The organism is Azospirillum sp. B506 (assembly GCF_000333595.1).
In the GTDB taxonomy this organism is placed as follows: domain Bacteria; phylum Pseudomonadota; class Alphaproteobacteria; order Azospirillales; family Azospirillaceae; genus Azospirillum.
The window spans coordinates 1-1184 of the sequence record NZ_BADK01001051.1; the positions used below are offsets into that span (position 1 = coordinate 1).

Genomic DNA, 1184 nt, shown 5'->3' on the forward strand with positions numbered 1-1184 from the left:
AGGCTGTTGTAGGCCGTCGGAAAGCGGGGCTGGACCGCCAGTGCCGCCCCCAGGCCGGAGAGAGCCTCTGCGGTCCGGCCAGTCTGGAAGGCGATGATCGCTGCAAGATGCAGGGCGTCGGCATGCGCAGGATCGTCGGTCAGAATCCGGCGGTAAAGCGCCAGCGCCCCGGCAATCTCGCCGGCGCGATGCAGCGCCAATGCGGCTTCGAGCAGATCGGCGACGGTCACGGCATCCGGTCGGCCGCTGGGGGGTCCTGGCCGTCGCCCGCATTGCCGTCAATCGCCCCGCCCTCGCCCACCGATCCGCTTTCGGCACCCCCGCCATCCGCTGCCTTGAACAGTTTGCGGCAGAGCTTCAGCGCCCGGTAATAATTGCGGTTTTCGACCAGATGCATGATCTCGTCGAGCGTCTTGGCCGCGTCGGGCCGCGCCTCGCGCGTTTCATCCAGGATCGACGCGAAGCGCTGGAGGTTCAACGTCGAATCTTCCGGGAAGATGTAGACCAGCTGAATGACGAAATAGAGTTTCTTTTCGATACAGTCGATCTGCTCTTCCTTCAGGACCTCGCGCCCACGCAGGAAATTCGCGGTGTTGTAGAGAAAGAACGAGCCCGGACGGTCGCCGGCGCCGATGACGGCGCCGTTGATGATGACCTTCTCGTTGGGACGAAGCACGAACTTGAGTGGCATGAGTAAGGAACCCGGGGCTTGCGGGCCGACGCCGTCCGGCCTTTGCCGGCCCGGTCCGGCCCAAAAAAGAAACGGGCGGCGGCCTGATGCCGCCGCCCGCCGGGCGTGATCCTACCCGAACTTGCCGTCCGAACTCTACGCCTTAGAACAGGCGCAGGATCGACTGCTGCGACTGGTTGGCCAGCGAGAGGGCGATGGTGCCCAGCTGCTGCCGGGTCTGCAGCATCAGCAGGCTGGCGCCTTCCTCGTTCTGGTCGGCCAGCGTCAGCTTGCTGGCACCTTCCGTCAGCACGTCGCTGAACTCCTTGGTGAAGTTCTCACGGGTCGTGATGATGTTCAGGTTGGTCGACAAGGACTGGGACGCGGAGCGGATCGTCGCCTTGGCGTTGTCGAAGCCGCTCACCGCCTTGTCGATGTCCGCGCGGTCCGTCCAATCGTTCTGCGCTTCGTCGAGCTTCAGACCCTGACCGCTGGTGGTCAGGTTCACAGCGCC

3 protein-coding genes are annotated in these 1184 nt (G+C 64.4%); all 3 read right to left on the bottom strand.

Features of this window, described 5'->3' with window-relative positions; translation table 11 throughout:
- Nucleotides 1-230, bottom strand: a 230-nt coding sequence (locus tag I71_RS32385; protein WP_042704010.1) for a tetratricopeptide repeat protein, incomplete at its 3' end; no start/stop codon positions are given.
- Nucleotides 227-691: a flagellar biosynthesis repressor FlbT gene (locus tag I71_RS32390; protein ID WP_042704012.1), complete on the bottom strand. Its 465-nt coding sequence runs from the start codon at nt 689-691 to the stop codon at nt 227-229. The genes I71_RS32390 and I71_RS32385, both read right to left, overlap by 4 nt.
- 142 nt (nt 692-833) lie before the next feature.
- The coding region (locus tag I71_RS32395) for a flagellin (protein ID WP_280109936.1) at nt 834-1184 on the bottom strand (351 nt) is incomplete at its 5' end.

Excerpts from the sequence above, each read along its gene's own strand:
- I71_RS32390 (WP_042704012.1), bottom strand. The coding sequence starts at position 691 with ATGCCACTCAAGTTCGTGCTTCGTCCCAACGAGAAGGTCATCATCAAC.